The organism is Streptomyces sp. NRRL F-5135, assembly GCF_000719775.1.
GTDB lineage: Bacteria > Actinomycetota > Actinomycetes > Streptomycetales > Streptomycetaceae > Streptomyces > Streptomyces hebeiensis.
This window is the reverse complement of record NZ_JOHR01000001.1, coordinates 417,508-443,470: the sequence shown is the minus strand read 5'-3', so window position 1 is coordinate 443,470 and position 25,963 is coordinate 417,508. Positions and strand designations below refer to the sequence as shown.

The following is a 25,963-nucleotide window of genomic DNA, read 5'->3' as shown; positions in this document are numbered from 1 at the left end:
CGGCACGCCCACGTGTGGTGACGACGGTGCGGTCCGACGGTTCCCCGACCGACAGGCCGTACCGGGTGCCCCGGTTCCGCTCCGGTTCCGGGGCACACCGCCGCCCACGTCCTCGACGCCCGGAAAGAATGTCGTGCAGTTCCGTCAACAGGCGCTCTCCAAGCTCCAGTCACCCGAGGAGATCGACCTGCCGGTGCGTTTCGCCCGGCCCCAGGGGTGGCTCGTCCTGGCCGTCACACTCGTCGTGATGGCCGCCGCCGGCGTGTGGGCGGTGACCGGCTCCCTCTCCTCCACCGTCGGCGCGGCCGGCGTCCTCACCCACGCGCAGGGCAGCTACGTCCTCCAGAGCCCGGTCGCGGGCCAGGTCACCGACGTCCTCGTCGACGAAGGCCGGTCCGTCTCGGCCGGGACGCCGCTGCTGAAGGTCCGTACCGACCGGGGAGCCACCGCCGTACGCGCCCTCGCCCCGGGCCGGGTGACGACCCTCGCCGTCACGCTCGGCTCCGTGGTCACGCCCGGCGCGGACGTGGCCGCCATCGAGCGCGTCAAAAACCCCGATGACCCCCTGATGGCGATGCTCTACCTGCCCGCCAGCAGCGGGGCCGCCGTCCCCGTCGGCGCCTCCGTCGACCTCACCGTCCAGTCGGTGCCGGCCGAGCGGTACGGCCTGCTGCGCGGCCGGGTGAAGTCCGTCGGCCGGACCGCCAGGACCGACCGGCAGATCGGGGCGTTCCTCGGGGACAGCCGACTCGGCGAGCAGTTCGCCGAGAACGGTCCGCCGATCCCCGTCCTGGTCACCCTGGACCGCTCCGCCGCCACCCCCTCCGGCCTGGCCTGGTCGTCCTCGCAGGGCCCGCCGTACGAGGTCGCCTCCATGACGCTCGCCTCGGGCTCCGTCCACCTGGCCGAACAGCGTCCGATCGATTGGCTGCTTCCGTGACCCCACCGCACAGATCCACGCCCCGGCGCGAGCGGCCCGGGGCCGCGCCCGGGGCCGCGGGCCACGGCAGGTCCAGGGCCGCCCGGCGGCCCAGGTCCACCCGGCACAAGCGGGTCCGTACCCCCTCCATCCTCCAGATGGAGGCCGTCGAGTGCGGCGCCGCCTCACTGGGCATGGTCCTCGCCCACTACGGACTGCACGTACCGCTCGAAGAACTGCGCATCACCTGCGGGGTCTCCCGGGACGGATCCCGTGCCAGCAATCTGCTCAAGGCCGCTCGCCGGTACGGGCTGAGCGCCAAGGGCATGCAGATGGAGCCGGCCGCGCTCGCCGAGGTGGCGCCGCCCGCCATCCTGTTCTGGGAGTTCAACCACTACGTCGTCTACGACGGCATGAGCCGTCGGCCGGGCCGCCGGGGCGTGTACGTCAACGACCCGGGCAAGGGCCGCCGCTTCGTTCCGGAGGAGGACTTCGACACCAGCTTCACCGGGGTCGTCCTCGTCCTCGAACCGTCGGAGAACTTCCGCGCGGGCGGCAGCAAACCCGGCGTGCTCGGGACCGTCCCGGCCAGGCTGCGCGGTACGGCGGGCACCCTGCTGGCCGCGTTCCTCGCCAGCGTGCTGCTCGTCGTGGTGGGCGCCGCGGTGCCCGCGCTCAGCCGGACGTACATCGACATGTTCGTGGTCGGCGGGCAGAGCTCCCTGCTGGCACCGCTGTTCGCCGCCATGGCCACCCTGGTGGTGCTGACGGCGACGCTCACCGGCCTCCAGCAGGCGAACCTGCTGCGCGGCCGCATCATCTCGGCCACGCTCACGAGCGCCCGCTTCTTCCGCCATCTGCTGCGGCTGCCCGTCACCTTCTTCGCCCAGCGCAGCCCCGCCGACCTCGTCCAACGACTCCAGTCCAACGACACGGTCGCCGAGACCCTGGCCCGGGACCTGGCCGCCGCCGGGGTGGACGGAGTGGTGGTGCTCCTCTACGCCGTCCTGCTGTGGACGTACGATCCCCAGCTCACGGTCGTGGGCGTGCTGATCGCGCTGCTCAACGTGGTCGCGATGCGGATCGTCATACGGCTGCGGGCCGCCCACACCCAGAAGCTGCGCGCGGACGCCGCCCGGCTGACGAACACCGCCTACACCGGTCTGCAGCTGATCGAGACGATGAAGGCCACCGGCGGCGAGAACGGCTACTTCCGCCGCTGGGCGGGCCAGCACGCCACCACACTGGAGGACCAGCAGCGGCTCGGCGTGCCGACCGCGGCCCTCGGTGTCGTCGCGCCGGCCCTCGCCACACTCAACAGCGCGCTGATCCTGTGGATCGGCGGACTGCGCGCCGTCGAGGGCCATCTCTCCATCGGTCTCCTCGTCGCCTTCCAGGCCCTCGTCACCCGTTTCACGGCGCCGATCACCCGGCTGAACGGAGTGGTGGGCCGGATCCAGGACTTCGCCGCCGACGTGGCCCGGCTGAAGGACGTGGAGAGCTTTCCGGCCGACGAGCTGTACACCCGGCCCGAGCCGGCGGCCCGTACCCGCCGGCTCGACGGCCGGGTGGAGCTGGTGGACATCACCTTCGGCTACAGCCCGCTGGACGCGCCGCTGCTCAAGGACTTCTCCCTGACCGTCGCGCCGGGCCGCCAGGTCGCGCTCGTTGGCGGCTCCGGCAGCGGGAAGTCCACCGTCTCCCGGCTGCTCTCCGGCCTGTACCGGCCGTGGGAGGGGACGATCCGGATCGACGGACAGCGCCTGGAGGACATCCCCCGGGGCGCCCTGGCCGCCTCGGTGTCCTTCGTCGACCAGGATGTCTTCCTCTTCGAGGGAACGGTCCGGGACAACGTCGCGCTGTGGGACCCGTCGGTGCCGGACGAGGCCGTGGTCGCGGCCCTGCGGGACGCCGCCCTCTACGACGAGGTGATCGCGCGCCGGCCCGAGGGCATCCACGGCCGGGTGGAGCAGGACGGCCGCAACTTCTCCGGCGGGCAGCGGCAGCGTCTGGAGATCGCGCGGGCGCTCGTGCGGCGGCCGAGCATCCTGGTGCTCGACGAGGTGACCAGCGCCCTGGACGCGCGCACCGAGCAGCTCGTCATCTCCAACCTGCGCCGACGGGGCTGCGCGTGCGTCGTGATCGCGCACCGGCTGAGCACCGTACGGGACAGCGACGAGATCGTGGTGCTCGACCACGGCTCGATCGTGGAGCGGGGGACCCACGACGACCTGGTCGCCGCCGGTGGCGCGTACGCCGCACTGGTCAAGGAGACATGAGGTGACCTTCCCCCAGCCCCGGCCCCAGCCGGAGTCCCAGCCTCGGCACCGGCCCGCCGCCGAGTCCGCGCCACCGTCGCCGGCCGCCGCCGGGCCCGGCGCACCGGCGTCGGGCGACCCGGTGATCCATGCCCTCGGCGGACTCGGCGCCCCCGCCCGGCCCGCGGGCGCGGGCAGCGTGGAGCTGGAGGGCCCCCAGGTGCTGTGGCTCGTCGAGGCCGGGGCGCTGGACCTGTTCGCCGTGGACGCCGGCCGGCAGGGACACTGGCACTTCCTCGGCCGGCTGGAGGCGGGCGCGCTGCTGCTCGGCCCGGTGGCGGGCCCGCTCCACACCCTGGTCGGCAAACCGTCCCCGGAATGCGGGCTGCGCCGGATCCCGCTGCGCGAGCTGCACCCCACGGCGTACCAGGGGCCGTACGACTACGGCCAGGGCCATGCCCAGGGGGACCAGGGCGCGTACGGGTACGCGTACGCCGACCCTCGCGGGCCCGGTGGCGCCCACGGAACCGACGGCTCGCACGGGTCCGGGCGGGCGTACGCCGCCGGGCCGTCCGCGTACGACCCGGTCCACGCGGGCGACCCGTACGCGAGCGGGAGCGAGCCCCCGCCGACCCCCCTGGAGCACGCCTTCGCCCTCGGCACCGCCCGCGGGCTGGGCGTCCTGTTCGAGGCACCCCTCGACGGCCGCCCCGGCGGCGACGAGGGCATGGCCGACGACGACGTCCTGTGGATGCCCGTCCCGCCGGGCGGCGTGCGGTACGGCGCCGAGTACGACGCGGACGCGGCGGGCGACCTGCTGGTCGACGGCGCGATGTGGCAGCGGATGGTCAACCAGCAGTACCGGCTGCTGTCCGCGGTGGACCGCTGGATCGAACAGCTCGAGCGCGCCCACGAGGACCGCACCGCCGCCGGCATCCGGGCGGGCGAGACGGTACGCGCCCGCGCGGACCAGGCGCTGATCGCCTCCATGGGCCGGCCCACCCGCTCGGGCCGCGCCACCGAGGGCGGGCCCGGGACCGGCGACGACACCGTGTTCGCCGTCTGCCGGCTGGTCGCCCGAGAGGCCGGGATCACACTGCGCGAGCCGTCCAGGAGCGACCCGGCGGACGAGCGCACCGACCCGGTCGAGCGGGTCGCCGACGCCGCGCGCGTGCGGACCCGCGCCGTACGGCTCGACGGGCGCTGGTGGCGGACGGACACCGGCCCGTTGGTCGGTCACCGGGCCAAGTCCGGGGCGCCGGTGGCCCTGCTGTGGCGGCGCGGCCGGTACGAGGCCGTGAACCCGGTCTCCGGTCTGCGGCTGCGGATCGGCGAGGACAACGCCGGGGAACTCGCGCCCCGAGCCGTGATGTTCTACCGGCCCCTGCCCGACCGGCCCCTGACGCTCGGCCGGCTGATGTGGTTCAGCCTGCGCGGCGGCCGTACGGACCTGCGCAATCTGGTCCTGAGCGGGCTGGTGACGGTCGGCCTCGGCGCGCTGGTGCCCATCGCCACCGGCCGGGTGCTCGGCGTGTTCGTACCGGCCGCGCGGACGGACCTGATCGCGCAGATCTGCCTGGCGGTGATGGCCACCGCCGTCGTGACCGCGGTCTTCACGCTGTTCCAGAACCTCACCCTCCTCCGGCTGGAGGGCCGCGTCGAGAGCGCGCTCCAGCCCGCCGTGTGGGACCGGCTGCTGCGGCTGCCGACGTCGTTCTTCACCGAGCGCTCCACCGGGGAACTGGCCAGTGCGGCGATGGGCGTCAGCTCCATCCGGCGGCTGCTCTCCGGGACCGGCCCGGTCGCCGTCCAGGCGGGCACGCTCGGCGCGGTGAACCTCGGTCTGCTGCTGTTCCTCAGCGTGCCGCTGGCGCTGGCGGCGCTCGCCATGCTGACCGTCATCGCGGCCGTGTTCCTTGCCCTCGGACTGTGGCAGGTGCGGTGGCAGAGACGGCTGGTGGAGCTGGACCACAAGCTCAACAACCAGGCGTTCCAGACGCTGCGCGGACTGCCCAAGCTGCGGGTCGCGGCGGCGGAGAGCTTCGCGTACGCGGCCTGGGCCGGCGAGTTCGCCCGCTCCCGCGAACTGCACCGGCGGGCGGGCCGGATCAGGAACCTGACCACGGTGCTGGACGCCGTCTACCTGCCGCTCTGCTCGCTCATCATGTTCATGCTGCTGGCGGGGCCGGCCCGGGGCAGCATGGCGGCCGGCTCCTTCCTCACCTTCCACACCGCCGTGACGATGCTGCTGACCGCGGTCACCCAGCTGACCGGCGCGTTCGTGTCGGCCGCGGCGGCACTGCCGATGTTCGAGCAGCTCCGGCCGGTCCTGGACGCGGCCCCGGAGGTCCCCGCGGCCCGGGCCAGGCCCGGCGCCCTGACCGGGGCGATCGAAGCCCGGAAGCTGTCCTTCCGCTACGCCGCCGACGGGCCGCTGGTGCTGGACGACGTCTCGCTGGAGGTACGGCCGGGCGAGTTCGTGGCGGTCGTGGGCCCCAGCGGCTGCGGCAAGTCCACCCTGCTGCGGCTGCTCATCGGCTTCGACGAGCCGGCCTCGGGCAGCGTGCTCTACGACGGCCAGGACCTGGCCGCCCTGGACCAGGCGGCCGTGCGCCGCCAGTGCGGGGTCGTCCTGCAGAACGCCCAGCCGCTCACCGGGTCCGTCCTGGACTGCATCCGCGGCGCCGAGCCCTTCACCCCCGAGGAGGCCATGGCGGCGGCCGAGATGGCCGGACTGGCCGAGGACATCAAGCGCATGCCGATGGGGCTGCACACGATGATCTCCGGCGGGAGCGCGATCTCCGGCGGACAGCGGCAGCGTCTGATGATCGCCCAGGCGCTGATCCGCCGCCCGCGCATCCTCTTCTTCGACGAGGCCACCAGCGCGCTGGACAACGCGACCCAACGCGTCGTGACCGAGAGCACGCGCGCGCTGAACGCCAGTCGCCTGGTGATCGCCCACCGGCTCTCCACGGTCATGGACGCGGACCGGGTGATCGTCATGGACCAGGGGCGCGTGGTGGAACAGGGCCCGCCGGCCGCGCTGCTGGCCGAGGAGGGCGGCCACCTGCGGGAGCTGGTACGGCGTCAGATGACCTAGTGCCGCGTCAGCCCAGGTTTGCCCGGTAGCGAGGCGTCCTGGTGCGGTCAGCCGCAAGGCGCCGAATCGGCCTCGTAGTGGGCCTACTCGGTCGGTTCGGCAACGCCGCGGATGGCCGTGCCAGGGCGGCGAGCGGGGCAAACCTTGGCTGACGCGGCACTAGAGGCCACGGCCGAGGCCGGCTCGGTGCCGGACGGTCGGGGCGGTCCGTGGCGAGCCGGCAACCCTTCGCCCGTCGGCGGCGACTGTCCGATGACAGCCGCCACGCGCACCCGCGCCCCGCTCTCGAGGGAGATACGGCATGGACACCTCATCGCACCACCGGTCAGGAACCGCCGCGCGGTCCCGACGCGGGACCCTGCCGGCGTACGGCGTCGTCCTGACCCTCGCCGTCTGCGCCGGTCCCGTCGGCGGGACCGCCTTCGGCGCCACCGCCCCGGGCGGAGCCGCCGGGCCGACGGGTCCGCGCACCGCGGCGGCCACGACGCTCACCGTGGCCAAGAACGGCACCGGCCAGTACACGACCGTCCAGGCGGCGGTGAACGCCGTCCCCGCGAACAACCCCTCCCGCGTCATCATCTCCATCGCCCCCGGCACCTACCGGGAACTCGTCAAGATCCCGTCGAACAAGCCGCATGTGACGCTCCAGGGCTCGGGAGCGAGCCGCAAGGACACCGTCATCGTCTACAACAACTCCGCCGGCACCCCCAAGCCCGACGGGTCCGGCACCTACGGCACCAGCGGCAGCGCCACGGTCGCGGCCGAGGCGGACGACTTCCAGGCGCGCAACCTCAGCATCACCAACGACTTCGACGAGTCGACCGCCACCGGCGGCGCCCAGGCCGTCGCGCTGCGCACCGCGGCAGACAGGGTGTTCCTCGACGGCGTCATCGTCACCGGCGACCAGGACACACTGCTGCTCGACTCCGCGGCCAAGAGCGCGCTCGGCCGGGTCTATGTCACCAACTCCTACGTCATCGGGAACGTCGACTTCATCTTCGGCCGCGCCACCGCCGTGATCGACAAGTCGGTGATCACCCTGAGGAAGCGCTCGGACGGCAGCTCGGCCGGCTATGTCCTCGCACCCAGCACGGCCGCCGACCGCAAGGGCTTCCTCGTCATCAACTCCACGGTCAACGGCGACGTCTCCAACGCCAGTCACTACCTCGGCCGCAACTGGCACGCGGGCGGCGACGCCGCGCTCGACCCCCAGGCCACCGTGCGCAACACGAATCTGAGCGCCGCCGTCAAGACCACGCCGTGGACGGACATGGGGGGCTTCTCCTGGAAGGACGACCGGTTCGCCGAGTACCGGAACACGGGCCCGGGCGCGGGCCCTGCGAGCGCCAACCGCCCGCAGCTCACCGACGCCCAGGCCGCGGACCAGGAGATCGGCGACTGGCTGGCGGGCTGGACACCCAGCGCGTCCTGAGAGGCCCGGCTTCGCGCACGAGCACCGGCGCCCCGTAGTGACAGGCCCCCTCAGCCGGGGAGGCTGTCGCGGTAGGCGTGCGGGCTCGCGCCGGTGACCCGGCGGAACACCCGGCTGAAGTAGGCCCGGTCCTGGAACCCCACCGACCGGGCCACGCTGTGGACGCTGTCACCGCTCAGCCGGAGCCGGTCGCCCGCCCGCCGGACGCGCAGCCGGATGAGGTACTCCCACACCGTCACCCCGTAACTCCGGTGGAAGAGCCGGCCCAGGTGGTCGGCGCTGACGCCGGCGGCCTCGGCGACCTGCCAGCGTGAGATCCGGTGCCGGTAGTGCTCGTAGAGGAAGACCAGCGCGGTGTGCACCGGCGCGCGGGAGCGGTCCCGGCCGGCCGGCCGCTCCCGCGCCATCCGGCCCAGCAGCGCGGCCGCCTCCTCGTGGCCGAGCACCGTGTGGTCCAGCAGGAGCAGCGCCCGGTGCGGCTCGGCGCGGCGGGCGTCGGCGGCGCTGAACCCCCGGTCGCCGAGCACGACGACGGGGCAGGGCGGGCGGCCGTTGCCGTGGTCCATGTGATCGACGACGTCGAGCGCGTGCATGTCCGGGAGCGTGCGCTCCAGCAGGATCAGCGCGGGTGTCTCCTCGGCCACCAGGCCCAGCGCCGTCGTGCCGTCGGGCGCGATCCGCAGCGGGTGGTCGGGCAGGGCGGCCGCCGCCAGCCGCACGCAGGCCTTGCGGTACCGCTCGGTCGTGGCGGCGGCGATCACGGGCCGGGCCGGGCCGCCGGGGCGCAGCGCCCGCAACGCCCGTGACAGGTCCGGCCCCTCCGCACCGAACAGCAGGAACGGCGTGTGCCGCAGTCGGGGGTCGTCGTGCAGCCGCTGTACGCACGGCCACTCGTCGGGCCCGGCCGAGCCCGCGTCCCAGGCGACGGCCGCGGGCTGCGCGTCGGCCACCAGGGCGTCGAGGTCGTCGTCCGCCGTCGGCCGGCACAGCAGCAGCCCGTGCTGGTCGGCGAGGTCACGCAGTGCGGGTGCCGGTGGTCCCGGGGCGACGACCAGGAGGCGGTCGCCGGGCCGCGCCGCCGGTCCGGGCCGGCCGTCGGGAGTGGGCAGCGGCAGATCCAGATCGAGCGTCAGACGGCCGGGGGAGCGGTCCACCGCCAGCGAACCGCCGTGCAGCATCGCCAGCCGCTGGGCCGTGGCCAGGGCGATCTCCGCCGCGCGGGCGCCGGGGGAGTCGGCGCCACGGCCCTGACCGGGCGGCCGGGGCGCGGCGAGCGCCGCGGACGCGGCGGAGGCGGACCTGCGAGGCCGGGCGTTGGACGCACGCGGCGAGTTCTCGGTCGCGCGGGACGAGCCGACCGTGATCCGGACCGACGCCGGGCCCGGCCGCGCCGCGAGCGTGAGGCTGCCGTCGGCCCCGGCCTGAAAGGCGGCGGCGGACAGGAGGTTGCCGACGAGCCGGCCCAGCCGGGCGCCGTCGACCGGGACCGAGGGCAGCCGGTCGGGCAGGTCGAGCGTCCACGCGTCACCGCCGGTGCGGCCGTCCGCCGCCGTACGGAAGGCCCGGGCCAGCAGCGGGGCCGGGTCCTCCAGACGACGGGACGGCTCCAGGTCGTCGGCCTCGGACCGCGACAGGTCGAGCAGGTTGTCGATCAGGTGCAGCAGGTGCGCGGCGTCCTGGCCGGCCAGCCCGAACGCCCCGCCGGACGCCGCGCCCGGGTGCCGGAGCAGTGCCTCCACGGGCGTGCGCAGTTCCTGGGTGACATGGCCGAGCAGGCGGGTCTTGAACCGGCTGGCCTGCTCCGCCGCGTCCCGTGCGCGCCGTACCTCGTCGAAGAGTCGAACGCCCTTCAGCGCGGCGCTGATCTGATCGCCGAGCGCGCGGTAGACGGCGCCCGCGCGTTCGGCCTCCGGGGCGGTCCTCGCGTCGAAGACGGCGAAGCCGAGGTGGTCGTCCCCGATGTGGAGCGGTTCCAGTACGAGGGCGAAACGTTCCGTGTCCGGCAGCAGCCGGTCGGGGAGCAGCAGAGCGGCGGGAAAGGTGGCGTTCGGCGCCGCGTCACCGCCGCTCCCGGCGCGCTCGGCGCCGCTGAGCAGCACCCGTGCCAGGCCCTGTACCGGCGGCGGGTCCGGACGGCGCTCCCCCTCCTCGTACAGCACCACCCGGCAGCGCGGCATGCCGGCGGTGTCCGCATGGCGCTCCAGCACATCACCGAGCGTCTCGGTGTCCACGACGGTCGTCAGGGCCGTGCCCAGCTCCAACAGCCGCTGGGAGAGCTGCCCTTGGGACCAGCGCTCGTACTCCAGCAGCCGGTGTGCCTTCTCGGCCACCATCAGCCGCGCCTGTCCCAGGAGCAGGGCGCCGTACCGGCCGCGGTCCGGCGGCAGGGCGGCGAGGACACGCCCGCGCAGCCGCTCCAGCGCCCGGTCCCACGCCGCCACGTCCTCCGGGGTACGGACATGGGCCCCCAACAGCCGCTCCAGCAAAGGCAGGAACGTCCCCACAGGCCCGGACCCGGACCCGGCTCCGGACCCGGACCCGGACCCGGCTCCGGACCCGGACCCGGACCCGGCTCCGGACCCGGACCCGGACCCGGCCGGCCCCACCGGTGCGGCCGGCCCGACCGGTCCGCTGGCTCCGGTGTCGTCGGACGCGGCGGTCCCTCCGGGGTCCGCGGCACCGGTGTTCGTGGCCCCGGCGTCGGCGGTGTCGGCGTGGAAGGCGGCGGCGAGCCGGTCGCCGGCGTGCGGCAGCAGCGTGAAGGGGCCCACGTTCCCGGCGGCCCCGGGGCCCGTGGCTTCCACGGCCTCCCGGCCGGCATGGGCCACCAGTGGTGAGTGGCAGCCGCAGGACCGGCGTACCACCAGGGCCCCCGGCACCGCCGTACGGTCCGGCGGACGGGTCCCCCGCAACCGGGCGACCAGCGTGTCCACGGCGAGCGCGCCCAGTTCCGCGAAGGGGAGCGCGACCGAGGTCAGCGGCGGGTCGGACAGCCGGGCCTCGGGCGAGTCGTTGAAGCCGACCACGGAGACGTCCTCCGGGACGCGGATCCCACGAGCGGTCAGAACACGCAGCGCGTCCGCCGCCAGCACATCGCTGCCGGCGACCACGGCGTCGAAGTCGATACCGGGGACCAGCCCCCGGGCCTCGGTCAGCACCCGCATGGCCGCCGCCCCGGCACCCGCGGTGAAGTCGACCGCGGCGCAGGTCAGGGCGCGGTCGTACGGAACGCGCAAGCGTCCCAGCGCCTCGACGCACGCACGGTGGCGCTCCTGGGAGACCGGATTGGCCAACGGGCCGCGAATGCAGGCCACCCGTCGGCGCCCGTGGTGTTCCACGAGGTGCCGGACCGCGTCCCGCACCCCCGCGTACGAATCGACGGTCAGCGTGTCCTGACCACCGCTCAGTGGCTGGTTGAGGCTGACGACGGGCAGATGGGCCAGTCGGCGCGTCAGGCGGTCCGCGCGCTCGCTCCCGGCCGGCAGCCCCAGTGTGGAACTCCAGCACACGACACCGTCCAGCCGCGCCGGGCCGACCAGTTCGTACAGCGCGCTGCGGGGCACGTCACCGTGGCGCAGGGGGCCGCCGGGAAAGCAGACCAGGTTCACGTCGGCGCGTTCGGCGGCCCTGAGCGCGCCCGACCAGAGGGTGGCGCCGACTCCCAGGTGGATGTTGGCGGTGACCAGCCCGATCGTCGGCCGCCGTGCCCCGCGCCGGCCGCTCTGTTCCCCTCCGGCCCGTTCCCGGCCGGGCTGTCCCCGTCCGGCCCGTTCCCGCCCGGTCCGCCCAGGCGCGGGCAGGTCCGCGGGCGGGAGCCGTCCGGGGTGGCGCGTCGCACGGTACGCCGGGTCGTCCGCCATGCAGGAGCCTCGCTCACCGGGGAGGGGCCGTCCGCCGCCGGCCGCGTCGGTGTGGTCGGCGCCGGAAGCGTACTCGCCGGAACCGTAGACGAGCGAGGAGGCCGGGGCAAGACCGGTGGCGTGGGGGATCCACCGGTCCGGCCCCGGCCGGGTACACGGGTGTGCGGGGATCGGGTCAGATCTTGCCGACGCCCGCGCCCGCCGTGACGGACGCCTTCACACCGGACGCGCTCTCCGCGGTGTAGCCGTACGGGATCGCGGCCACGCTGCCGCCGGTCTGGCCGGCCGTGGAGTTGACGAAGTGGTTGTTGCGCGCCACCAGCGAGCCGGGGTCGGAGGACCCCTCGCCGAGGTGGTAGGTGTCGTCCACGTTCTCGAAGTAGTTGCCCTCGACGAGGACGCCCGCCTGTTCCGTGGAGGCGACGCCGTACGCACCGATGTTGCTGAAGTAGTTGTTCAGCACGTGCACCGGGTTGCCGAAGCGCACCCGGGGGTTGCGCTGGGTCGTACCGTCGAACCAGTTGTGGTCGTACGTCACCTTGAGCTTGCCGCTGTCCTCGGACGCGTTATTGTCCGAGTGGCCGAGCAGCATGTTCTTGTCCTGGTTGTGCATCCGGTTCCAGGAGACCGTGACGTTCGTGGCGCCGTGCTTGATGTCGATGCCGCCGTCCTTGGCGTTGGAGACGTCGTTGTGGTCGACCCAGACCCTGGTGGAGCCGTCCACGTTGACCGCGTCGTCGTTCGAGCCGGTGAACGTCAGGTTCTGGATGATCACATTGCTGACCCTGCGGACGTTGAGCCCGCTGCCCGTGATCCTGCCGGCGGTGCCCGCGCCGACGACGGTCTTGTTCGCGGCCACCCGCACCATCTCGCTCAGCGAGATGGTGCCGTTCACCCGGACCACCAGGGCGCCCTCGCGCTGTACCGCCTCGGTGAACTGGGCCGCGTTCGTCACGGTGACGGTGGAGCCTCCGGCGCCGCCGGTGGTCCCGGCACCGAATCCGATCGGGCCCGCGGCGGCTCGCGGACCGTCCAGTGGCGCGGGGGCGGCGCCGGCGGCCGTGGTCCCGGTGAGCGCCAGGGCGACGGCGGCCGCCGCCGCGACGAGGGAGAAGGTGTACGGTGCGCTCGTCCTGCGCATGGGTGTTCTCCGTCCGTGGGGTTTGGAGAGCGGGTTGCTGGTGTGCACCGATGCCGCGCGGCAGGCATGAGGCGAGGCTAGAACGATCCCCGTGGACGATGACGCCGCCTGTGTGGACTATCCCGCGCGGGCGGCGGCGACTGTCGCACCACCGCCGGACGCACCGCGCCGCGGGTGCGGGACCCGCGCGGCGCGTGACACCGGGCGGGGCACCGGCGTGACACCGGTGCCCCGCGTGCCTCCGGACCGGAGGCCTACGCCGTCGGGGCGGCGGCCTCCGCACGCCGGCCGGCCCCGACACGGCGCAGCCCCGTCGCGAGTGCGGCGACGGCGAGGGCGAACGCCACCAGCAGGGCGCTGACCCACACCGGCGAGCGGTAACCGAACCCGGCCGAGATGGCGAGGCCGCCGAGCCAGGGGCCGGCCGCCGCGCCCACGTTGAGCGCGGCGGTCGCGCAGGCCCCGGCGAGTGTCGGCGCCCCGGTCGCCTCGTACAGCGCCCGCGCGATCAGCGTGGACCCGACGGCGAACGAGAGCGTGCCCTGGACGAGCACCAGCACGAGCGCCGTCACGGGGTTCTGGGCGGTCACCGCGAACACGCCCCAGCCGACGAGCAGGGCGGTGCCGCCGCCCACCAGGAGCGGCAGCGGCCGGGTGTCGGCGAACCGGCCGCCGAGGGTGACGCCGAGGAACGACCCGATCCCGAACAGCGCCAGCACGGCGGGGACCCAGGCGTGGCCGATCCCGGAGACCGAGGTGACCAACGGGGCGAGATACGTGAACGTGCAGAAAGTCGCGCCGTTGACGAGGGCACCGAGCACCAGGGTCACCACCAGCCGCGTGGAGCGCAGGGCCCTCAACTCCGCGCGGGCACCGGTGCCTCCGGCCGACCGGGGTGTCCCGGCCGGCTCAGCGGCGGGCCCGGGTGCCACGGCCGGCCCGGGTGTCCCGGCCGCGCCGGTCGCCGGTCGCGTACCGTCCGCGTGGGCCGCGTCGCCGGGGACCGACCGGACGATGGCCACGACGGCGGGCAGGGACACGGCGGCCACGGCCCAGAAGGCGGACCGCCACCCCCACCACTGCCCCAGCAACGCCCCGGCCGGAACCCCCGCCACGCACGCCGCGGTCACCCCGCCGAGCAGGATGGACGTGGCACGCCCCGTGGCGCGCGGTCCGGCCAGCGCGCTCGCGGTCGCCAGGGCCACGGCCAGGAACCCCGCGTTGGCCAGCGCGGCCACGACCCGGGTGGCCAGCAGGACGGGGAAGCTGGTGGTGACGGCACCGACGACATGGACGAGCAGGAAGACGACCAGGAACACGAGCAGCGCCCGCCGCCGCGACCAGCGCAGGCCGACCACCGCCATCAGCGGCGCGCCGACGATCATTCCCACGGCGAACGCCGAGGTCAGCGCGCCCGCCGCCGGAACGGACACCTGGAGGTCGCGCGCGATGTCCGGCACCAGACCGGACAGCATGAATTCGGATGTTCCCTGGGCGAAGACGGCCAGGGCGAGGACGTACAGAACGAGAGGCACAACAAGACTCCACAACCACATCAGGGCTGGATCGACGCGGCGGCGACGAGCCACGGCGGTGCCCCTGCCGGCGCGCGGGAGCGACGGATCCCGAAGGCACGTGAGGGCTCAACGGGGAGGGTGACCGGGGCCCGTGCGACCGCACGGGGAAGGCCTGCCGGTGTCACGCACGGCGACAGCACGGTCGAGGCCGGACACAGTCCGAGAACGCCGATCCGATGGCAACGGTCGCGAACGCGGCGCCACCCGGGCCCGGAGGAGGCTGTGGGGAGCGCTGCTGCTACGACGCGACGACGAGGTCAGCCACCGGACGGGCCGGTGGTTAGTGCCGCGTCAGCCCAGGTTTGCCCCGCTCACCGCCCTGGCACGGCCATCCGCGGTGTTGCCGAACCGACCGAGTAGGCCCACTACGAGGTCGATTCGGCGCCTTGCGGCTGACCGCACCAGGACGCCTCGCTATCGGGCAAACCTGGGCTGACGCGGCACTAGAGTCTTGATGCCTCGGGACTGGACACGCGCGACAGCGTAGCGGCGCGGGGACCGGAGCACCAATCCGTACCGCTCACGCCGTACGGGATGCGATCACCGGGGGTTGGGCGTCCGATGGAGTGAGGAGGTGGCCTGTCCATGGCGCGTCCCCTGTGGAACGGAGTGCTGTCCTTCGGGCTGGTCAGCCTGCCCGTGCGGCTCTACTCCGCCACCGAGAGCCATACCGTGCGCTTTCACCAGCTCCAGCGTGGCACCTCGGACCGGGTCCGCAACCGGCGGGTGAACGAGCGCACCGGGGAAGAGGTCCCCCTGGACGAGATCGTCAAGGGTCTCGACGCGGGGGACGAGTACGTGCTGGTCGAGCCCGACGAGCTGGACGACATCGCCCCGGGGCGCTCCAGGGCGCTGGAGATCGGCGAGTTCGTCGACCTGGACCAGGTGGACCCGATCTTCTTCGACCGCACCTACTACCTCGGCCCACGGGGCGAGGAGTACGCCAAGGTCTACGCGCTGCTGCGGGAGGCCCTGGAGCGGTCGAACAAGGCGGGCATCGCGACCTTCGTCATGCGCAGCCGCGAGTACCTGGTCGCGGTGCGCGCCGAGGGGGACGTCCTCGCCCTGCACACCCTGCACTGGGCGGACGAGGTACGCGATCCCGCCAGTGAGGTGGGCGATCTGCCGGAAGGGCGGAAGGCGGTCTCCGGCCAGGAGAGGGAGATGGCGCTGCGACTGGTGGAGACCATGACCACCGACTGGGATCCCGGCGCGTACCACGACACCTACCAGGAACGGGTACGCCGGCTGGTCGAGGCCAAGCGGTCCGGCGAGACGGTGGAGAAGGCCGAGGAGCCGCCCGAGTCCACCAACGTCGTGGACCTGATGAGCGCGCTGCGCGCGAGCGTCGACTCCGCGCGCTCCTCACGGGGTGCGGGGACGTCAGGCAGCGGACGGACGAGGAGGCGGGCGGACGGGCGCCCGGCCGGGCAAGGGGAGAAGCACGAGGCCGAGCCGCCGAAGCGACAGGCGGAGAAGCGGGCGAAGAACGCCGGGGAAGGGGAAGGGGAAGGGGAAGGGGACGGCCGTCGCCGGGGCGGACGGACGGCGAAGCGGCGGCCTGAGCCGCTCGCGGACCTCAGCAAGACGGAGCTGTACCGGCGCGCCACGGAAGCGGGCGTGCCGGGCCGTTCCTCGATGACCCGCCAGGAACTCCTCGAGGCGCTCTCGGCCGGGGAACCCGCCACGGCTTCGCGGCGCGCACGACGTACGGCGAAGGCGTCGTGAGCGAGTGCCCGCCCCGCGCGCTGCCGTCGCCGACCGCCGGACCCGCGGCCACCACGGCCCGGCGGTCAGCGGCGTGCCGACGCCGCGGCTCAGCGGCCCAGCGCCTTGGAGAGCTGCTGCTTGTTCATCGACGAACGGCCTTCGACACCACGCCGCTTCGCCTCCTCGTACAACTGGTCCTTGGTCGGCCCCTGCGCGCCGCGGTGCGAGCGCTGGCCACCGCGCTCGGAGGCGGACTTGGGATCCCGCACGGAGGTCCTGCTCGCCGACTTGGACTCCCCGGCCCGTGCCCGCTCCTTGTTCACGGTGCGCGCGGCGATCTCCTTCGCCCGGCCGGTGGAGGTGCCGCGCTTCTCGGCACCCTCCTTGATGTGTTCGTACTGTCGCTCCCGTTTCGAACTGGAACCTCGCGGCATGGCGCTACTCCTTCGTCGGGCTCCGCCCGTTCGGGGCCGAGCGCGTGGCGTGGACAACCGGTGACAACGGTGCGCCTACCCACCGGCCCGCCGCTCTCACATCAGCCGCCGGTTCCACTGCACGCCCCCCGGCCGCGGTACGCGACACGGCATGCGCCGTACGGGGCAAAAACGGGCCGTGGCGCCCCGCCGCTCACCCGGTGTCGGCCACGCGCTCCCGGGGCAGGCGCGTCAGTGACAACGGAGAGAACGAAAAAGAACGCGGGAACGCGGGAACGCGGAAGAAAACGGGAGGAGATCCGTCAGATGCCGACCGCACGCACGATCATGAGCCCCGGAACCGAATGCGTCGCCGAGGCCGTCACCATCGGGGCCGACGACGACGCCGACGAGATATTCGCGACCATGGCCCGGCACCGGGTGCGCCGGCTCCCGGTCATCGACGGGCACAGCCTCATCGGCATGGTCACCCTGGCCGACGTCGCCCGGGCGATGCCGGACCCGCAGACCGGTGACCTGCTGGAGGCCCTCTCGACCGACTGAACTCGTCACCCGGGTCCGTCCGCCCCGCCCGAGCAGCGGGCCGGGGACGGGAAGGACAGGGGCAGGAAGGAGCAGTCCCATGAGCGCGCGAGGTATCGACCACGTCGGTGTGACGGTCCCCGACCTGGACGCCGCCACCACCTTCTTCGCCCATGTCCTGGGCGCCGAGCCGCTCTACGACACACTGCCGCGCGGGCAGGGACCGAGGTCCGGCCCCGCTCTGGAGCGCCGCACGGGGGTCCCCGGGGGGACCCGGCAGATCGCGGTCCGCATGCTGCGGCTGCGCGACGGCCCCGGTCTGGAGCTGTTCGAGTTCGACGGTCCGCGCCAGGGGGCCGCGGTGGTGCCGAGCGATCTCGGCTGGCAGCACGTCGCCTGCTACGTGGACGACCTCGACGCGGCCCTGCAGGCCGTGGAGAGCGCCGGCGGCACGATCCTGGACGAGCCGGCGGAGCTGCCGGGGCCCGAATCGGGGCCGAACAACCTGTTCGCGTACTGCCGCACCCCCTGGGGCAGCACCCTGGAGCTGCTGACCTACCCCGATCCGCAGCCCTACGAGGACGACACCGAACTGCGCCGCTGGTGTCCCGCCCCGTAGCCTCGAGCCACCTCGGTGGATCGAGGCTCGGCCACCAACGCGCCCCGGCCCGGGGATCCGCGAGGGGGCAGGACCACATGAAGTCCGCACTCATCGTCATCGACATGATCAACACCTACGATCACCCCGACGCGGATCAGCTCATGCGTTCGGTGAGGAAGGCGCTGCCGTCCGTGGTGCGCCTCCTGGAACGGGCCCGTGCCGCGCGAGTGCCCGTCATCTACGTCAACGACAACTTCGGCGAGTGGCGTTCGCACCACGGCGAGATCCTGGACACCGCGCTCTCCGGCCCCCACGCCGACCTGGTCGAGCCCGTCCGGCCGGACGGCGACTCGCTGTTCGTCGTGAAGGCCCGGCACTCGATCTTCTACGAGACACCGCTCTCGTACCTGCTGGCGCAGCTGGGCACCGAGCGCGTGATCCTGTGCGGGCAGGTCACCGAGCAGTGTGTGCTCTACTCGGCACTCGACGCGCACGTCAGACACCTGACGGTGACCGTCCCCGAGGACGCCGTCGCCCATATCCACGACGATCTCGCGCGGGCCGCGCTGCGGATGATGCGGCGGAACATGGACGCCGAGATCTGCCCCGCCGAACGCGTCGCGTTCACCTGAGCCCTCCGTCGATCCCTCCGTCCCGGCGAACGGTGGGACGCCCGGGCGGACGCCGCGCCCACGACGGACACGACCCTCGTCCACGACCCCGCACCACCGCACCGGCGTGCGTCCGGGACCTCGCGGTGACCGCGCCGTAGTGTGACTCACCCGACGGGCCCCTCCGATGCCCCTCCCACTCTTTCGCACGCCCCTTACGGAGGAACGATGCGCGGCACACGGCTGCGAACCCGCGGGGAGGCCCTGGTGTGGCTGGTCCTCCTGTTCGCCGTGAACGCGGTCTTCATCAGCGACATCACCTGGCTCGAACTGGCCGTCGGCGCCGTGGGCGCGCTGCTCGGCGCCGTCTGCGCACCGCTCGTGCGCGGGGCGGCCGGGGCCCGGCCGGGCGGCTGGGCGCGCGGACCGCGCACCGTACGGGCCTGGCCCCTCGCCCTGCTCGTGGAGACCGGCCGGCTGGCGCTGACGGTGGTACGGGCCCGGGGCGGCGAGAGCCGCGCGGGCGAGTTCCGGACCCTGCGGCTGGGCCCGGGCACCGGGGCGGCCTGGGCCGGGGTGGCGCTGTCGGCCACCCCGGGTGCGTACGTGGTCGACGTGGTCCGCGAGGAGACGGACGGCGACCGGCCCGACCAGGAGGAGCGGTTGCTGCGCGTGCACCGGATGACCGGCGGCCGGTCGGCGCTGGAGCGGGCGCTCGGCGCCGAGGACGTCCGGTGAACACCTGGCTGACGGCCACCGCCGCGCTGCTGACCCTCGGGCTCGGCCCCTGCCTGTGGGTGGCGGCCCGGGGCCCGGGGCATCGCAGGCTCCCCGGTGCGAACCTCGCGACCACGCTGGTGGCGGTCGTCTTCCTGCTGCTGGCGCAGGGCTTCGGGCGGAGTTCGTACACCGACATGGCGCTGGCGCTCGCGGTGCTCGGACCGACCGGGACGCTCGTCTTCACCCGGTTCCTCGGCGCGGGGCCGGAGCCGGCGTCGGAGCCGGAGCCGGAGCCGGACCGCCCGCGACGGGAGGACGGCGCCGCGCGATGACTCCCCGCCAACTGCTCGCGCTCGTCCTGCTCGTCGCCGGTGTCGCGGCGCTGCTGCTGGCGGCCGTGGCCCTGGTGGCGCTGCCCGCGCCGTACCAGCGGCTGCACGCGCTCTCCCCGGCCTCCTCGCTCGGGGCGCCGCTGACCGCCCTGGCCGTGGCGGTGGCGACCGGGCCGGGGCGGGCCGCCGTCAAGGTCCTGGTGATCGGCCTCCTGCTGGCCGTGGGCGGCGCCGTCACCACCATGGCGGTGGCACGCGCCACCGTCAGGTCCGAGGGCCACGGGGGCCACGGGGACCGAGGGGGTCCTGAAGGGCGCGAAAGGCGCGGAGAGAAGTGAGGCGTCCGTCATGACCGGTGTCGATTTCCTGATCGCCGTGGCGCTGCTGTGGGTGGTCGTGGCCGCGACCGTGACCGCGCTCTCCCGTGATCCGGTGCGCCAGGCGGTGACGCTGGCGTTTCTCGGCCTGGCGCTGTCCCTGCTGTTCGCCCTGCTCCAGGCGCCCGACGTGGCGCTCTCCCAACTCGCCGTGGGCTCCGCCCTCACCCCGCTGCTGATCCTGCTGACGGTCCGCCGGGTCCGGCGGCGCCGGTGAACCGCACCGCCCGCACCGCTGTGTTCGTGCTGTCGGCGGCGGTCGTCGCGGGCTTCTACGCCGCCGCGTGCACCGGGCTGCCGCGCTTCGGCTCCTCGGCCCACCCCTACGGTGCCCGGGCCGTGGCCGCCGCGCTCGCGCACCGGACGGCCAACGTGGTCTCCTCGGTCAACTTCGACCTGCGGGCCTTCGACACGCTGGGGGAGGAGTCGATCCTCTACGCCACCGTGCTGCGTGCCACGGTGCTGCTGCGCCTCGCCCGGGACGAAGGCGGCCAGGACCGGCCGCGGGGGCCGGCGCCCGGGGGCCGGCGCCCGGGGGCCCGGCGTCCGTCCAGACGTCCATCCGGCTGTTCGGTGCCGTCCTGCTGCCCGTCGCGCTGCTCACCGGGTGCTACATCGTCGCCCATGGCCAGCTCAGCCCGGGCGGGGGCTTACAGGGCGGTCTGGCCCTCGCGGGACTGCCGCCGTTCGGCACGGCGCTGGGCAAGGCCCTGTCCGAACAGGCCGCGGGGGAGTGGGCCGGGTGGCTGCCCGCCGTGTTCGTCGTCGTCTCCGCGGTCACCGGCGGCGCCGTGCTCAGAGCGGCGCTGCGGGTCTTCCGGGGCGCGGGGCCCGTGCCGGCGGACCGGCCGGGAGAGCCGGAGACCGGGGGCGGGGGCGAGCAGTCCGAGGTGCGTGGGCCGGTGCGGGTGCTGCCCCGCCCGATGCTGGTGGTGCCCGCGCTGCTGCTGCTCGGCAGCCTGTGCGTCGGACTGCTGCCCGGGGCGGCGGCCTCGCTCGCGGACGCCGCCCCGCTGTTCACCGACCACGAGGGCTACCGCGCGGCCACCTTCGCCGGGGAAGAGGCGGAACGTACCGGTGCGGCGGGCGTCGTGACCGTGCCCGGTGCCGGGCCCCCGCCGCACCACGCCTGGGACACGATGGGCGTGCTGCTCGGCCTGCTCTCGGCCGTCTCGGCCGCCGCCCTCGCCGCCGGGGCGGTGTGGGGCACGCGCCTGGACGGCGGCGGGGCGCGCACGGCCCGTACGGTGGCGGCGGCCGTGAGCCGGTCCGTCGTGGTGCCGCTGCGGCGGCTGCACTCCGGGCTGCTCGGGGACTACGTCACCTGGTTCGCCGTGGGCGTCGCCGTGCTGCTGGTCGCCGTCACCGTCCAGACCTGACCCGCACACCCGGGGCCCCGCGGCTCCGGCGGTGTGCGGGTCAGGGGGCGTCAGGAGCGGGCCAGCGTGGCGACCTCGGCGGCCGTGAGCGTCCTCCCGTAGACCCGGAAGTCGTCGACCGCGCCCCTCAGATACGGGTCCGGGTACTGCGACCTGCCGATCCAGGAGGACCTCATGGTGTTGCCGAAGTGCCGCGGCTCGACGGTGATCCCGGTCCTGCGGCCCGCCTCCGCGCCGTCCACGTACAGCACCGCCGTACCGCCGCCGTACGCCACGGCGACATGGGTCCACCGGCCGGTCGCCAGGGCGGGGGCGTCGACGCGCGCCTCCGCGCCGCCGCCGCCCGCCGTCACGGCGAACCGCAGGGTGCCCGAGTCACTGCGCGGGGTCAGGAACAGATTGGCGGTCACCCCCGTCCCGAAGTCGAAGATCCGGCTCCAGGCCGCCGGCTGCCCGTCCAGCCTGACCCAGGTCGCCACCGAGTACGCGGATGCGCCCGCGAGCACGTTGTCCGCCACGACCACATGCCCGTCGGTGCCGTTCAGCGCCACGGCCCCGGCGGTGCGGCCCGCCGTCCAGGAGGCGCCGCCGGCCAGGCGCGCCGTCTTCCCGTTGCCGGTGGCGTCCGCGGCCGCCGTGCCCGTGGACTCGTCGAAGCGGTACCACGCGGCGAAGGCCGGCGGCGGTGGCGGTGGCGTGCCCGTCAGCCAGTAGACGTGGTAGCGCTGGTGGTGCACGCGGGCGATCGGCAGCAGGGAGACCGTGGCCCCGCCGGCGCTCGCCGTGAACCGCATCGGCGCGTCGGCGGTCTTGCGCACCGACGCGGCGTCCAGCCGGGGCATCGACGTGCCGGCGCTGTTCCCGTACGCGCCGGCCAGCACGACCGGCCCGTACAGCACGGCCTGGACGTCCGGGTCGTCCGGCGTCGGCTCGATCGTCACGCGCATCGGCAGCACCACCTCGACCTGGTCGCCGGTGCGCCAGGTGCGCTCGACGGTGAACCAGCCGCCCGGGGCCGGGGTGCCCGGCGCCGGCGCCCCGTTGACCCGGACCGAGGGACCCGAGGTCCAGGAGGGGATACGGATCTGGAGGCGGTGGGCGGCCCCGCCCGCGACCACGGACAGGGTGGTGCCCGCCCCGTCGGGGAAGGTGGTGGTCTGCCGCCAGGTGATGCCCTTCTCGCGCCAGGCCACCTCGGACGGGATGAAGAGGTTGACCAGCAGCCGGTCCGCGTCGTGCGTGTAGACCGTGTCCGCGAACTTCGCGTGGGTCTCCATGCCGGAGCCGTGGTCGCAGGAGAAGTTGTCGTAGTCCGTGGAGTACATGTTCGGGTCGGTGCCCATGAAGGACGGCTGCTGCTTGAACGACCCGGGCGCGAGTCCGGTGTAGTAGATGTTGAAGCCGTGCGCGGAACCGGGGTCCTGTTCGCCGAGCATCTGGTTGAACAGCGTGCGCTCGTAGTATTCGAGGAGTTCCGTGCGCTCGGGGGCGTGGAAGTGCAGCAGCCGGGTCAGCTTCAGCATGTTGTAGCTGTTGCAGTTCTCGCAGCAGTTGTTGCTGAGCTGCGCCGCGATGGCGTCCGGCTCGTGGAACGCCTCACCGTTGCTGTTCCCGCCGATGACATACGTGTGGTGCTCGGTGACGATGCGCCAGAAGTTCTCGGCGATGGTGCGGTAGCGGTCGGGCAGGCCCTCCTCCCACAGCCGCATCGCGCCCACCGCCTTGGGGATCTGGGTGTTGGCGTGCAGCCCGGCCAGCCGGTCCTCCCCGCGGGCCAGCGGGTCGAACACCTTTGCGTGGGTGAAGCGTTCGGCGACCTGGAGCCAGGTCGCGTCGCCGGTGACCGCGTGCAGGTCGGCCAGTACGTCGTTCATCCCGCCGAACTCGGTCTCCAGCACCCGTTGCATCTGGGCCGGTGACAGCCGCGCGGTACGCCGGTCCACCCAGGCGGCCTGGGCGAGGACGACGTCGAGTGCCTGGCTGTTGCCCGCCAGCCGGTACTGGTCGACGAGGCCGGCCATGATCTTGTGAATCGTGTAGTACGGCGCCCAGACCCCCGTCCCGGCCTCCAGCCGGTCGAAGAAATTCTCGGGGAACGCCGAGAGATAGCCCTGGCCGAACCCCGCCCGCGGCGAGCGCGCCTGGCACTCGGCGAGCGCGGCCACCAGCCGGTTCCCCTTGTCGCGCAGCGCGCTCTCACCGGTGTTGGCGTATGTGAGGGCCAGGCCGGAGAGCAGGTGGCCGGTGCTGTGCCCGCGCAGTTCGGTGGTGGGCGACTCCCAGCCGCCGCAGGGCGCGGCGCCGCTCGCCAGCCCGACGTTCAGCCGGAAGGTGTGCAGCAGCCTGTCGAGGTCGACGAAGCGCAGGTAGGCCGTGTTGCGCGACTGGTTGTCCTTGAACGCGCTCGCCAGCAGGGTCACCGCGCCGAGGGGGAAGGGCTGGACGGCGGGGGCCGCGGCCCGCGCCGCCTCGCCGCCCCGTGTGTGCGGTCCGGTGGGCGGTCCGCCGGCCGGCGCCGGTGCCGCGCTCGCGGTGGTGTCGCCCGCCGCCACCAGCGCGGCGGCCGTGGCCCCGCCGGCGGCGGTCGTGAGGAAGTGCCGTCTGTCGAGTGGTCTGGTCATAGCCGGATCTCCGCATGTCGAGGGCCGGTGGGCCCGAGGTGTCCCGTCACCATGAAGTGTTCGGTATGTCGAACGTTGTGCGACATGCTGTGCGCTCCCACGCTACTGGCGCCCCAAGGGAAGTCAATGGACCCTGCGCGGGGCCGAGTTGCGGAGTCCCGGGCCGGGCGGTCGACGCTATTGACTACCTGTCAGTAACGGGCGCAGTGTGGTCGCCATGTCATGGAGTGAGGCGGCGGGGTTACGGATCACGGGGCGGGGCGCGCGGCGGCGAGGGCGCCCGGGACGGCGCGGGGGCCCGAGGCGGCGCGGGCGCGGCGCCCTGCTCGGCGCGGTCGGTCTGCTCCTCGCCACGGTCGTGCTCGGCGGCCCCCCGGCCCGCGCCGCGGACGGCGATCCGCAGTGGTTCGACGGCCGGACGGCCACCGAAGTGAGCGTGGACGACGGCCGGTTCACCGACGGACACGGCCGTGAGGTGGTCCTGCGCGGATTCAACGTCTCCGGCGAGACCAAACTGGAGGAGAACGGCGGCCTGCCCTTCGCCGACGCGGCCGACGCCCGCACCTCCGCCACCGCCATCCGCGCCCTGACCGGGGGCAACGCCGTCCGCTTCCTGCTCTCCTGGGCGCACGCCGAGCCCGCGCCCGGCGTGCTCGACACCGCCTACCTCGACCGGGCCACCGAGCAGATCAAGGCCCTGCTGGCCGCCGGGCTGCGGGTGTTCCCCGACTTCCACCAGGACCTCTACTCACGCCACCTGTTCGACGAGGACAGCTGGTACACCGGCGACGGCGCGCCCCGCTGGGCGGTCGAGGCCGGCGGGTATCCCGACGAGTCCTGTGGCATCTGCGTCCTGTGGGGCCAGAACATCACCCAGAACCAGGCGGTCAAGAGCGCCACCCGGGACTTCTGGGCCAACCGGGTCCTCACCGTTCCCACGTCCTCCGGCCCGGTCTCCGTACCCGTCCGGGACGCCTTCCTCGACACCGCGCAGAAGACGATGGAACACCTGGCCCGCGATCTCGACGCGGACGAGTTCGCGGGCGTCGTCGGCTTCGACCCGTACAACGAGCCCTACGCGGGCGAGTACGCGAGCGGACAGGACAGCCGCGCGTGGGAACGGGACGTCCTGTGGCCCTTCTACGAGGAGTTCCGGGCCCGGATGGACGCCGCTGGCTGGCGCGACAAGCCCGTGTTCGTGGAGCCCAACATGTTCTGGAACGCCAACCTCGACTTCGCCCGGCAGCCTGGCGGCCTCCTCGACGCGGGCGCCGTCGGCGACGACTACGTCTTCAACACCCACTTCTACGACCAGAAGGCCATCTCGGGCATCTTCATGTGGGGCAAGGCGCAGGACGGCCGGTACGCCACCGACTTCGCGGCGGTGCGTGACCGCGCGGCGGCCCTGGCCGCCCCCGGCATCGTCAGCGAGTTCGGCCACCCGCTCAGCGGCACCACCGCCGACAAGGCCCCCTCGGTGCTGAAGGCCATGTACCAGGCGCTCGACTCCCGGCTGCCGGGCGCCGCCTGGTGGTCCGCGGCGGCGCGGTCGGGCCCCGTCCTGTCGGGCACCCAATGGCAGTGGGACCTCTACAGCGGCCGTCACCGTGAGGCGATGAACGGCAACCCCGGCAAAATTCTCACGGACGGGGACGCCTGGAACGACGAGGACCTCTCCTCCGTCGCACTCGACGCGTCCGGCAAGGCCGTCCTGCGCCAGGACGCCCGGCTGCTCGACCGCCTCTACCCCACCGCCGTCGCCGGCCGCGCCCTCGCCTTCACATATGAGGACCGGTCCCGCGACGGCACCTCGGTCATGAGCTGGAACCGCGTTCCGGAAGGGATGCCCAACACCGCGCGGCTGGTGGGCTCCGGGCGCTACGGCGTGATCGTCTGGCGCTCCGAGGGCGCCACGCGGGCGCCGACCGAGCTGCACCTGCCGAGCGGTTTCGACCCGGCCGCCACCACCGTCGTCTCCGACCTCGGCGCCGTGACCGGCCTGCCCGCGTACACCGCGCAGGGGCAGACGGCCGGCCATCCCGTCGCCCGGGCCGCCGAGCGGGGCGGCCCGGGCGCGCACCGGCTGCTGCTGTCCGCCCCGGCGGCGGCCGACGGGCCCGGGACCCTCCACTACGCACTCGTCGCGGACGGCACCACGTCCCCGAGCGCGGAGCTGCGCGCCGCGGCGGGGCGTGAACTCGCCGCGTGGGCGGCGTCCTCGGCCTTCCCGGCGGCGGGCTGACCGGGGGCCCGGTAGGGAGTGGAGATGAGCGCAGTTGAAACGAATATCCACTTAGCTTAGGCTTCCCTAAGCCGCTGTTGACCGGTGTCGCACGGCTGCCTGTGCCCCATGGCCGCAATACGCCGCA

The 25,963-nt window shown here is 73.9% G+C and carries 17 protein-coding genes and 3 pseudogenes; 15 read left to right on the top strand and 5 right to left on the bottom strand.

All coding sequences use genetic code 11. The features are described 5' to 3' along the window. The first annotated feature begins 133 nt into the window (after positions 1-133). From IG02_RS0101970 to IG02_RS0101955, 4 genes and pseudogenes are all read left to right on the top strand, one after another. The gene (locus IG02_RS0101970) at positions 134-940 is read left to right on the top strand and encodes an HlyD family efflux transporter periplasmic adaptor subunit (RefSeq protein WP_030740869.1); all 807 of its coding nucleotides are present in this window, start codon (positions 134-136) and stop codon (positions 938-940) included. Further along, positions 937-3,198, top strand: a complete 2,262-nt coding sequence (locus tag IG02_RS0101965; RefSeq protein ID WP_078854104.1) for an NHLP family bacteriocin export ABC transporter peptidase/permease/ATPase subunit — start codon at positions 937-939, stop codon at positions 3,196-3,198. The genes IG02_RS0101970 and IG02_RS0101965 overlap by 4 nt, the downstream gene beginning before the upstream one ends. Positions 3,199-3,319: 121 nt before the next feature. Next, the gene (locus IG02_RS0101960; RefSeq protein WP_051764405.1) at positions 3,320-6,277 is read left to right on the top strand and encodes an NHLP bacteriocin export ABC transporter permease/ATPase subunit; all 2,958 of its coding nucleotides are present in this window, start codon (positions 3,320-3,322) and stop codon (positions 6,275-6,277) included. Between the two features lie 466 nt (positions 6,278-6,743). Beyond that, positions 6,744-7,709 (top strand): annotated as a pseudogene (locus IG02_RS0101955) (pectinesterase family protein); the annotation flags it as partial. A 50-nt stretch (positions 7,710-7,759) separates the two neighbouring features. Here IG02_RS0101955 and IG02_RS37590 read toward each other — a convergent pair. From IG02_RS37590 to IG02_RS0101940, 3 genes are all read right to left on the bottom strand, one after another. Continuing rightward, positions 7,760-11,569: a substrate-binding domain-containing protein gene (locus tag IG02_RS37590; RefSeq protein WP_030740864.1), complete on the bottom strand. Its 3,810-nt coding sequence runs from the start codon at positions 11,567-11,569 to the stop codon at positions 7,760-7,762. Between the two features lie 175 nt (positions 11,570-11,744). Further along, on the bottom strand, positions 11,745-12,710 hold the full coding sequence (locus IG02_RS0101945) for a pectate lyase family protein (RefSeq protein ID WP_030740862.1): 966 nt from the start codon (positions 12,708-12,710) through the stop codon (positions 11,745-11,747). A gap of 254 nt (positions 12,711-12,964) precedes the next feature. Next, entirely contained in the window at positions 12,965-14,245 is a 1,281-nt protein-coding gene (locus IG02_RS0101940) for an MFS transporter (RefSeq protein WP_030740859.1), read from the bottom strand. A 627-nt stretch (positions 14,246-14,872) separates the two neighbouring features. Here IG02_RS0101940 and IG02_RS0101935 point away from each other — a divergent pair. After that, on the top strand, positions 14,873-16,015 hold the full coding sequence (locus tag IG02_RS0101935) for a Ku protein (RefSeq protein ID WP_030740856.1): 1,143 nt from the start codon (positions 14,873-14,875) through the stop codon (positions 16,013-16,015). Positions 16,016-16,104: 89 nt separating this feature from the next. On the opposite strand, the gene IG02_RS0101930 is transcribed toward IG02_RS0101935, so the two are convergent. Further along, positions 16,105-16,431: a hypothetical protein gene (locus IG02_RS0101930; protein WP_030740853.1), complete on the bottom strand. Its 327-nt coding sequence runs from the start codon at positions 16,429-16,431 to the stop codon at positions 16,105-16,107. A gap of 354 nt (positions 16,432-16,785) precedes the next feature. On the opposite strand from IG02_RS0101930, the pseudogene IG02_RS0101925 reads away from it, so the two are divergent. The 9 genes and pseudogenes from IG02_RS0101925 to IG02_RS42430 form a co-directional block, all read left to right on the top strand. Next, positions 16,786-16,974, top strand: a pseudogene (locus IG02_RS0101925) (CBS domain-containing protein); the annotation flags it as partial. A gap of 79 nt (positions 16,975-17,053) precedes the next feature. Continuing rightward, positions 17,054-17,572 (top strand): VOC family protein, encoded by a 519-nt coding sequence (locus tag IG02_RS0101920; protein ID WP_030740847.1) that lies wholly within the window; start codon positions 17,054-17,056, stop codon positions 17,570-17,572. 77 nt (positions 17,573-17,649) lie between these two features. Then, a complete protein-coding gene (locus IG02_RS0101915) occupies positions 17,650-18,186 on the top strand; it encodes an isochorismatase family cysteine hydrolase (protein WP_030740844.1) in 537 nt (178 codons plus the stop codon). Between the two features lie 207 nt (positions 18,187-18,393). Next, entirely contained in the window at positions 18,394-18,903 is a 510-nt protein-coding gene (locus tag IG02_RS0101910) for a hypothetical protein (protein WP_030740841.1), read from the top strand. Then, positions 18,900-19,217, top strand: a complete 318-nt coding sequence (locus IG02_RS0101905) for a monovalent cation/H+ antiporter complex subunit F (RefSeq protein WP_051764310.1) — start codon at positions 18,900-18,902, stop codon at positions 19,215-19,217. Before IG02_RS0101910 ends, IG02_RS0101905 begins: the two co-directional genes overlap by 4 nt. Further along, positions 19,214-19,555 carry a cation:proton antiporter gene (locus tag IG02_RS0101900; protein WP_051764308.1) on the top strand — a complete coding sequence of 114 codons (342 nt, stop codon included), beginning with the start codon at positions 19,214-19,216 and terminating at the stop codon, positions 19,553-19,555. The genes IG02_RS0101905 and IG02_RS0101900 overlap by 4 nt, the downstream gene beginning before the upstream one ends. Positions 19,556-19,565: 10 nt before the next feature. Then, on the top strand, positions 19,566-19,811 hold the full coding sequence (locus tag IG02_RS0101895) for a hydrogenase subunit MbhD domain-containing protein (RefSeq protein ID WP_030740832.1): 246 nt from the start codon (positions 19,566-19,568) through the stop codon (positions 19,809-19,811). Positions 19,812-19,878: 67 nt separating this feature from the next. Further along, positions 19,879-20,322, top strand: a pseudogene (locus IG02_RS42435) (MnhB domain-containing protein); the annotation flags it as partial. Between the two features lie 27 nt (positions 20,323-20,349). Then, a complete protein-coding gene (locus IG02_RS42430; protein WP_030740829.1) occupies positions 20,350-20,973 on the top strand; it encodes a hypothetical protein in 624 nt (207 codons plus the stop codon). 50 nt (positions 20,974-21,023) lie between these two features. Here the strand turns inward: IG02_RS42430 and IG02_RS0101885 are convergent, their stop codons facing one another. Then, a complete protein-coding gene (locus IG02_RS0101885; protein ID WP_030740826.1) occupies positions 21,024-23,594 on the bottom strand; it encodes a beta-L-arabinofuranosidase domain-containing protein in 2,571 nt (856 codons plus the stop codon). Positions 23,595-23,811: 217 nt separating this feature from the next. On the opposite strand from IG02_RS0101885, the gene IG02_RS0101880 reads away from it, so the two are divergent. Continuing rightward, on the top strand, positions 23,812-25,836 hold the full coding sequence (locus tag IG02_RS0101880; protein WP_078854168.1) for a cellulase family glycosylhydrolase: 2,025 nt from the start codon (positions 23,812-23,814) through the stop codon (positions 25,834-25,836). The last annotated feature ends 127 nt before the right edge of the window (positions 25,837-25,963 follow it).